The 5,135-nt window shown below is 74.5% G+C and carries 4 protein-coding genes; all 4 read left to right on the top strand.

Going from position 1 to position 5,135, the window contains the following annotated elements; translation table 11 throughout:
- The coding region (locus RIN80_RS23160; protein ID WP_309097573.1) for a class F sortase at window positions 1-1,073 on the top strand (1,073 nt) is incomplete at its 5' end.
- Window positions 1,074-1,273: 200 nt separating this feature from the next.
- Window positions 1,274-2,614, top strand: coding sequence for an ABC transporter ATP-binding protein (locus tag RIN80_RS23165; protein ID WP_309097574.1), 1,341 nt, complete (start codon window positions 1,274-1,276; stop codon window positions 2,612-2,614).
- A gap of 172 nt (window positions 2,615-2,786) precedes the next feature.
- Window positions 2,787-4,175 (top strand): aldehyde dehydrogenase family protein, encoded by a 1,389-nt coding sequence (locus RIN80_RS23170; RefSeq protein WP_309097575.1) that lies wholly within the window; start codon window positions 2,787-2,789, stop codon window positions 4,173-4,175.
- 20 nt (window positions 4,176-4,195) lie between these two features.
- Window positions 4,196-5,135, top strand: a 940-nt coding sequence (locus RIN80_RS23175) for a zinc-binding dehydrogenase (protein ID WP_309097576.1), incomplete at its 3' end; no start/stop codon positions are given.

The following is a 5,135-nucleotide window of genomic DNA, read 5'->3' on the forward strand; positions in this document are numbered from 1 at the left end:
CCGGCGGTGGTGGGGCGTGGACTGCCCGCCTGCGCAGGCCCTGGTACCGCAGGCGTGCCTACCGGCTGGCGCGGACGATCGTGCTGGCCGTCTCCCTGCTGGTCGGCTGTCTCTGCTGGGACCGGGGCGAAGGCCCCAGCGACACCGTCACCGCCCTTCCCCAGGGCGCCGCGGGGGCCGCGGTGACCTCGCCGAGCGGCAGGCACGCCGAGCCCGCGACGGAAAGAAGCGGCGGGACGGGCACGGGCACCCGCGCCGCTACCACCCCCGCGGCACCAGGCTCCCCGGCCCGCCCCGCTCCGCCCCGGAAGCCCGGCCCGAGCGCGCCCTCACCGTGGAAGCCGGCACCCCCCAAGTCCGCGTCCGCCGCGCCGGTTTCCCGTCCCCCCGGCCCCTCCCCCCGACGGCCCGGCGCCGCACCGGTCAGCGGTAACCCCACGGCACGCGCCAAGCCGGTCGCCAGGCCCGCACCCCGCAAGCCGCCCGCAGGGCCGCTCGTCAAGCCCGCACCCCGCAAGCCGCCCGCAGGGCCGCTCGTCAAGCCCGCACCCCGCAAGCCACCCGCGAGGCCCGTCGCCAAGCCGCCCCCCGGGCGCCACCCCGCCCTGCGCCCGCTGCCCCCCTCCCGCGCCACGCGCCTGCTCATCCCCTACCTCCGCCTCGACGCTCCCGTCATGCAACTGGGCCTCGACCGCGAGCACCGTCTCACCGCGCCCCCGGAGGACGACCCGAAGCTGGTCGGCTGGTACCAGCAGGGCGCCTCGCCCGGGGAGCAGGGCACCGCCGTGGCCGTCGGGCACCTGGACACGGACCGCGGCCCGGCCGTCTTCGCCGGTCTGACCGAGCTGAAGCCCGGACGGATCGTCAAGGCCCGCCGGGCGGACGGGCGGACCGCCGTCTACACCGTGGACCGGATCAAGTCGTACGAGAAGGCGCACTTCCCGAGCCAGGAGGTGTACGGCGCCCGGGGCCGCCCCGAGCTGCGCCTGATCACCTGCGGCGGCACGTACGACCGCCGGAAGGGCTACTCGGGCAACGTCGTCGTCTTCGCCCACCTCACCGGCATCCGCTGACGGCCGGCCACCCGCACCGCCCCCGCCCGAATCGGGGATTCCGTCTTCTCACCAGTCGGAACGCCGCCCCCGATCCGGTCCGGTGTCTTCCCCCGGCCGGGCACATTCCGTTAACTTCCGTGACCCACAGCCCCGTACGGCCCGTACGGGGCTTCCGACCGCGGAGCACCAGCGCCCTGAAGACCCCTCGGGGGCACCTCATGACACGCGCCATCTCCCTGCACGACGTGAGCAAGGCCTACACGCGGGGCACCCGCGTGGTGGACCGGCTCTCGCTGGACATCGCGCCCGGCGAGTTCCTCGTCCTGCTCGGCCCGTCCGGCTGCGGCAAGTCGACCGTGCTCAGGATGATCGCCGGACTGGAGGAGATCGACGAGGGCGAGCTGCTGCTCGACGGCGAGTACGCCAACGACCTGCCGCCGTCCGGCCGGGACATGGCGATGGTCTTCCAGAACTTCGCCCTCTACCCGAACATGACCAGCCGGAACAACATCGGCTTCCCGCTGCGCATCGAGTCCCCGGGCACGGACCCCGCCCCCCGCGTGGACGCCACCGCCCGCATGCTCGGCATCGAGGACCTCCTCGACCGCCTGCCCGGCCAGCTCTCCGGCGGTGAACGCCAGCGGGTCGCCATGGGCCGGGCCATCGCACGCCACCCCTCCGCGTTCCTCATGGACGAGCCGCTGTCCAACCTGGACGCCAAGCTCCGCACCCATCTGCGCGCCGAGATCTCCCAGCTGACCAAGGAGCTGGGTGTCACCACCCTCTACGTCACCCACGACCAGGCCGAGGCCATGTCGCTCGGCGACCGGGTCGCGGTGCTGCGCGGCGGCGTGCTCCAGCAGGTCGGCACCCCACGGGCCGTCTACGCGCTGCCCGCCAACGTCTTCGTCGCCGCCTTCATCGGCACCCCGCGCATCAACCTGCTGCGCGGCCTGGTCCGCGCCCCGCTCGACGGGGCGATGACCATCAGCCTGGGCAAGCAGTTCCTGCGCCTGCCCGAGCCGCTCTCGCTGGACCACCAGCTGCTGCGGGTCCAGCAGGGCCGCGAGGTCATCGTGGGCCTGCGTTCGGAGGCCGTGCGGATCGCCAAGCACAGCGCGGCCCGCCCCGGTGAGGTGCCGCTCACCGGCCTGGTCGAGCACGTGGAGTTCCAGGGGCACGAGATCCTCGTCCACTTCGACACCGGCTCCAGCCCGGCCGTGGTCCCGGAGCTGGAGGCCCCACGCCCGCGCCCCGGCCGTCCCGCACGGCGCCGCCGCCGGGAGGGGTCGGTCCTCACCCGGCTGCGGGAGCGGACCGCAGCCGGCCGCGCCGGGCCCGTGGTGGCCCTGGAACACCCCGGCGACGCCGATCCGCGCCCCACGGCCGCCGAACCCCGGCTGCCCGGCGACCTCATCGTCCGCACCACCCCGGACCTCGCCCTGCGGCACGGCATGCAGGTGCCGCTCCTGGTCGACCTCGCCCACCTGTTCGTCTTCGACCAGCACGGCGACCGCATCTGCCCGAGCCCGGCGCACCTTCCCGACCTGGAGGAGTGAGCAGCGCAGGCTGAGCGGCGGGAGTGAGCAGCCGCACACCCGGGCCGGGCCCCGGCCGTGCTGTGATGGGCCGGGGACCCGGTGAGCCCGGGCCCGGAACGTCTGGCGCCAGAAAACTATCGCCGCTAGTTTATGTGCCGGACGACGACGCCCCCGCCCCGGAGGAAGCGCGATGAAGGCACACGACGGCATGTACATCCAGGGCACCTGGCGCCCCGCCGCCGGCCAGGACGTGATCGAGGTCGTGAACCCGGTCGACGAGCAGGTCATCGGCACGGTCCCGGCCGGCACCGCCGAGGACGTCGACGCCGCCGTCCGGGCCGCCCGGGAGGCACTGTCCGGCTGGGCCGCGACCCCGCCCGCCGAGCGCGCCGCCCGTCTCTCGGCGCTCCGGGACGTCCTGGCGGCCCGGGCCGACGAGATCGCCGAGACGGTGACGGCCGAACTCGGCTCGCCCCTGAAGTTCTCGCAGGCCGTCCACGCGGCCGTGCCCGTCGCGGTCGCCGGCTCCTACGCCGAGCTGGCGGCGACGTACGCCTTCGAGGAGAAGATCGGCAACTCGGTCGTGCACCACGAGCCGATCGGGGTCGTGGCCGCGATCACGCCGTGGAACTACCCCCTGCACCAGATCGTCGCCAAGGTCGCCCCGGCCCTCGCGGCGGGCTGCACGGTCGTGGTGAAGCCCGCCGAGGACACCCCGCTGGTGGCCCGGCTGTTCGCCGGCGCGGTGCACGAGGCCGGCCTCCCGGCAGGCGTTTTCAACCTGGTCACCGGCCTCGGTCCGGTCGCCGGGCAGGCCCTGGCCGAGCACCCCGGCGTGGACCTGGTCTCCTTCACCGGCTCCACCGCCGTCGGCCGCGGGATCGCCGCGATCGCCGCCGGACAGGTCAAGAAGGTCGCCCTCGAACTCGGCGGCAAGTCCGCCAACGTCATCCTGCCGAGCGCCGACCTGGCCAGGGCCGTCAACGTCGGCGTCGCCAACGTCATGTCCAACTCCGGTCAGACGTGCAGCGCCTGGACCCGCATGCTCGTCCACCGCGACCGGTACGACGAGGCGGTGGAACTCGCCGCCGCGGCCGCGGCCAAGTACGGCGAGCGCATCGGCCCGGTCGTCAACGCCAAGCAGCGGGACCGGGTGCGCGGTTACATCGAGAAGGGCGTGGCCGAGGGCGCCCGCCTGGTCGCCGGCGGCCCCGAAGCCCCGCGTGAGACCGGCTACTTCGTCAGCCCGACCGTCTTCGCCGACGTCACCGAGGACATGACCATCGCCCAGGAGGAGATCTTCGGCCCGGTCCTGTCGATCCTCCGCTACGAGGACGAGGAGGACGCCCTGCGGATCGCCAACGGCACGGTCTACGGTCTGGCCGGCGCCGTCTGGGCCGGGGACGAGGCCGAGGCGGTGGCGTTCGCCCGCCGGATGGAGACCGGCCAGGTCGACATCAACGGCGGCCGCTTCAACCCGCTCGCCCCCTTCGGCGGCTACAAGCAGTCCGGCGTCGGCCGCGAACTCGGCGTGCACGGCCTGGCCGAGTACCTCCAGACCAAGTCCCTCCAGTTCTAGTCAGGGGAGTCCCTTCCGTCATGGCTGTCCGCGCCGCCGTCCTGCCCGCCGTCGGCTCCCCGCTGGAGATCACCGGCATCGAACTGCCCGACCCCGGGCCCGGCCAGGTCCACGTCCGGCTCGCCGCCGCCGGGGTCTGCCACTCCGACCTGTCCCTGTCCAACGGCACCATGCGCCTGCCCGTCCCGGCCGTCCTCGGCCACGAGGGCGCCGGCACGGTCGTCGCCGTCGGCGAGGGCGTCACCCACGTCGCGCCCGGCGACGGGGCCGTCCTCAACTGGGCCCCGTCCTGCGGCGTCTGCCACGCCTGTTCGCTCGGGGAGATCTGGCTGTGCGCCGACGCCCTGAGCGGCGCCGCCCGCGTCCACGCCCGCACCGCTGAGGGCACCGACCTCCACCCCGGCCTGAACGTCGCCGCGTTCGCCGAGGAGACCGTCGTCCCCGCGTCCTGCGTGCTGCCCGCCCCGGACGGCGTCCCGCTCGCCGACGCGGCCCTGCTGGGCTGCGCCGTCCTCACCGGTTACGGCGCCGTGCACCACTCCGCCCGCGTCCGGCGGGGCGAGACGGTCGCCGTCTTCGGTGTCGGGGGAGTGGGCCTCGCCGCGCTCCAGGCCGCCCGGATCGCCGGCGCCTCCAAGATCATCGCGGTGGACGTCTCCCCGGCCAAGGAGGAACTCGCCCGCACGGCCGGCGCCAGCGACTACCTCGTCGCCTCCGACACCACCGCCCGCGAGATCCGCGGCCTCACCGGCAAACAGGGCGTGGACGTGGCCGTCGAGTGCGCCGGACGCGCCGTCACCATCCGCACCGCCTGGGACTCCACCCGGCGCGGCGGCCGCACCACGGTCGTCGGCATCGGCGGCAAGGACCAGCAGGTCACCTTCAACGCCCTGGAGATCTTCCACTGGGGCCGCACCCTCTCCGGCTGCGTCTACGGCAACTCCGACCCGGCCGTGGACC

Source organism: Streptomyces sp. (assembly GCF_031181705.1).
Classification (GTDB): Bacteria; Actinomycetota; Actinomycetes; order Streptomycetales; family Streptomycetaceae; genus Streptomyces.